This window comes from Acidisoma sp. (genome assembly GCF_035492295.1).
Taxonomy (GTDB): Bacteria; Pseudomonadota; Alphaproteobacteria; order Acetobacterales; family Acetobacteraceae; genus Acidisoma.
In genome coordinates this window covers 1-3,386 of sequence record NZ_DATJJK010000033.1, presented here as the reverse complement: position 1 = coordinate 3,386, position 3,386 = coordinate 1, and the positions used below count along the sequence as shown (strand labels likewise).

5 protein-coding genes are annotated in these 3,386 nt (G+C 62.8%); 2 read left to right on the top strand and 3 right to left on the bottom strand.

What is annotated here, in order from left to right:
* Positions 1 to 475, top strand: a 475-nt coding sequence (locus tag VL752_RS02445; protein WP_325352148.1) for a glutathione S-transferase family protein, incomplete at its 5' end; no start/stop codon positions are given.
* A gap of 126 nt (positions 476 to 601) precedes the next feature.
* Here VL752_RS02445 and VL752_RS02440 read toward each other — a convergent pair.
* Entirely contained in the window at positions 602 to 898 is a 297-nt protein-coding gene (locus VL752_RS02440) for a putative quinol monooxygenase (protein WP_325352147.1), read from the bottom strand.
* Between the two features lie 71 nt (positions 899 to 969).
* The gene (locus VL752_RS02435; protein ID WP_325352146.1) at positions 970 to 1,761 is read right to left on the bottom strand and encodes a type 1 glutamine amidotransferase domain-containing protein; all 792 of its coding nucleotides are present in this window, start codon (positions 1,759 to 1,761) and stop codon (positions 970 to 972) included.
* Positions 1,762 to 1,880: 119 nt separating this feature from the next.
* On the opposite strand from VL752_RS02435, the gene VL752_RS02430 reads away from it, so the two are divergent.
* Positions 1,881 to 2,783: a LysR family transcriptional regulator gene (locus VL752_RS02430; RefSeq protein ID WP_325352145.1), complete on the top strand. Its 903-nt coding sequence runs from the start codon at positions 1,881 to 1,883 to the stop codon at positions 2,781 to 2,783.
* A 20-nt stretch (positions 2,784 to 2,803) separates the two neighbouring features.
* Here VL752_RS02430 and VL752_RS02425 read toward each other — a convergent pair.
* Positions 2,804 to 3,386 (bottom strand): isochorismatase family cysteine hydrolase (locus tag VL752_RS02425; RefSeq protein ID WP_325352144.1); only part of this gene is annotated, 583 nt, incomplete at its 5' end.

The window sequence follows — 3,386 nt, the reverse complement described above, 5'->3', positions numbered from 1 at the left end:
GGGTCGTGTGCCGACGCTGGTGACGGAGCAGGGGGTTCTGACCGAAACCCCGGCAATCCTCGTCTATATCGCCCAGCTCTTCCCGCAGTCGTCCCTGGCACTGCCGGCAGACCCCTTCGCCTTCGCCGAGATTCAGGCCGTCAACAGCTATCTCGCCTCCACCCTGCATGTGGCGCATGCGCACAAGCTGCGTGGCAGCCGCTGGGCGAATGATGCCGCCGCCATCGAGGCCATGCGCGCCAAAGTGCCGGAAAGCGTCGCCGCCTGTTTCGAGCTGATCGAGACGCGGCTGTTTCGCGGTCCCTGGGTGATGGGCGAGCGTTTCTCCATCGCCGATCCTTATCTGTTCGTCTTTGCCGAATGGATGGAGGGCGACGGGGTGGAGCCATCCCGGTTTCCGAAGATTCTCGCCCACCGGAACCGCATGGGCGACCGCGCCTCCGTCCAGCGCGTCAACGCGATGCGGGAGGGGTAGGGGGGTCCGGCTCCACGCCGTCGCGCGGGCAGAGAGACCGCCTGCGAGCGCTACACCAAGGGCGTGAAACCGAAGGATGCATAAAACGCCGCCGCCTGGTCACCTGCTCCCGCCGCTCTTTGTCCCTCAGGCGACGGCCACAGGGCCGAGCGTCAGTACAATGCGCTCAGCCAGTTCGTCGATCTGGGACAGATAGTTCTGAAAATGACGCGTCGCGCGATGCGCGTCCACGGCCCCCTGATCCGTATAAAGTTCGTCCAGCACCAGCCGGTCGGGCGTCGCGCGATCAACCCAGAGATCGTAGCGCAGGTTGCCCGTCTCGGCGCGGCTGGGGGCGATCATGCCATCCAGCAGCGCGCGTAAGGCCGCCGCCTTGCCGGGTCTGGCGGTGAGCATCGCCATGATCCTGACCGCGTCGTTCATAGGTCTTCTCCTGATGTGAGGGCGAGAAGCGGCGGGGCGCTGCCGCAGCGCCCCGCCCGTCATGCGCGTGCTCACGCATTTGCCTGGTCAAGCGCCGAGATCAGGGCTTGCGCGATCGGATGATCTGAGCGCGGGTTCTGACCCGTGATCAATTCGCGGTCGATGACCACATTGGGCGCGAAATCGATGTCGGTTACCGAGACGTCGCCGCCCGCGTCGCGCAGCGCCTGCGGCATGTTGAAGAACATCTTGGCGTGCAGGATCTGCTCTTCGACAACCTTCTCCTCGGAGGCGGAGAAAATGGTCATCCGATAGCCGGCATAGGGCCAGTTCGCCGCCAGTTCCCGTGCCTTCGCGTCATCGCCGGCAATCAGCGCGGCACGGAAGGCGGCCGCCTTCTCCATTGTCGAGACGAGCGCAATCGGCCCATGGCACAGCAGGGCGGTGGGCTTCGCCGCGGCGTGGAAGTGGCGCAGGATGGTCCCGGCATCGGCATCCTGCATCAGGTCCACGACCGGCGCCTGCCCACCCGGCACGAAGACGCCCGCGAACTGCTCCAGACCGGACCCGATCACCCCGCGCAGCGTCTGCACCCGGTTCATCGAAGGATCGTTCGCATAGAAGGCCTTGGCCCGCTCATAGGCCGCCACATCATTCTCGAAATGGGCGGGTGAGTCCGAGGCCGCGTCAATCGTCGGCTTCGTGCCCTTTGGCGTTGCCAGCACGACCTCGTAGCCCGCGGCGATCAACGCCATCGCCGGCACGACGGTCTCGTTGAGATACTGGCCCGTCGGGCCATGGCCGCCTTGAACTTCGATCTCCGTTGCGTTGGAGCCGAGTACCAGAACTTTTCCCTTGGTCATCTGAACCTCCTTCGGATTTGCGTCGGCGACGATCCGCCGACACCCGAAGGATGATGCACACCCGATCATATCAGAAATTTATATTCTGGATTTTAGATATATCGTCTATATTATATCTTATGCGCTACGATCTCAATCTGCTCCCTATTTTCATCGCGCTGATGGAAGAGCGCAGCGTGACCCGCGCGGCCGAGCGACTGGGCATGACCCAGCCCGCCCTCTCGAATGCGCTCGCGCGCCTGCGCCTTCTGCTGAAGGATCCGTTGTTCATCCGGGAACGCTATGGCATCCAGCCGACGCCGATCGCGCTGGAACTGGCCCCGGCGATTTCCGATGCGCTGGCACGGCTTGACGATGCGGTGCTCGGGCAACAGGATTTCGACCCCGCGACAGCTGAACGGCTCTTTGCAATTGCGCCCAATGGCTATGTCGAGTTCGCGCTGCTGCCGGCCATCGTCGCGACACTCGCCGAACGCGCGCCGGGCATCAAGCTGCGGCTGATCCCCTATGGCAATGACCTGACCGAAACCGGGGTCGTTTCCGGCACCACCGCGATGGCGATCGGCCGCATCTCAGACCCGCCGGACAATCTCGTGGTCCAGCATCTGATGGATGAGAGTCTTGAATGCGTCGTGCGTGCCGGGCATCCGGAGGTGGGCGACGCAATATCCCGCGATCAGTTCGAGCAGTTACGACATGTCAACATTATGCCGCCGGGCCGCCTCCGCGCCAGCGTATTCCAAGCATTGGCACAGCAGCAGTTGAGGCGTGACGTGGCGATTTCCGTCACCAATTTCTTCGCGGTCGCCGAGATGATCGCGGTGACAGATTATTGCGCCACGCTGCCCCGGCTGATCTGCCGCCGGCTGGAACATGATTCACGTTTAAAAGTAGTTTCGACGCCGATCAATCTGGGCTCATTCCCTGTGGAAATGGCGTGGCACATCCGCTACCGCGACGATCCCGCCCATCGCTGGCTGCGGGATGTGATCGCCGAGGTCATTAGGCATGTGGCAATCTAGCCACCTCCCTCTGCAAAAACCTAACCCAGCCCCTCAATCTCCGCGACGAGGGCCGTCGTCGTCATCTGCCGGCAATAGCCACGGTTATTGGCAAGCGAGGTCTCGTGCCGCTCGGCGGATTGCGTCACGCAGGCATCGGTCGGCAGGGTGACGAGGTAACCGAGGTCGCAGGCATCCCGCACGGCGGAATCGACGCATTGATCGGTCAAGGCACCGACAATGATCAGGTAACGCACGCCGAGGTTTCGCAGAACGTAATCGATATTGGTGGAGATAAAGACCGAAGAAGACGTTTTGGGAATGACGATCTCGTCCGCCAGCGGCTTCAGCGCATCCAGCACCTGCGCGTCGCGCGAGCCTTTCGGGCAGAAGAGACCGCTGATTTTGTAGTCGAGCCCCATGTCCCGTCCGTCCTGGGTCAGGCTTTCGATGACGGTGAACATCACTTCAATCCCAGCACGTCGGCAGGCGGCCTGCAGGCGCTGCATATTGGGAATGCCGCGCCGCTCCATCTCATCGAAGAAGTAGCCGTATGTCTCGGCGACCACGGCCGGATCCATGCCGGCATATTCGCCGCCGCCGGGCATGGTGTAGTTCTGCGTG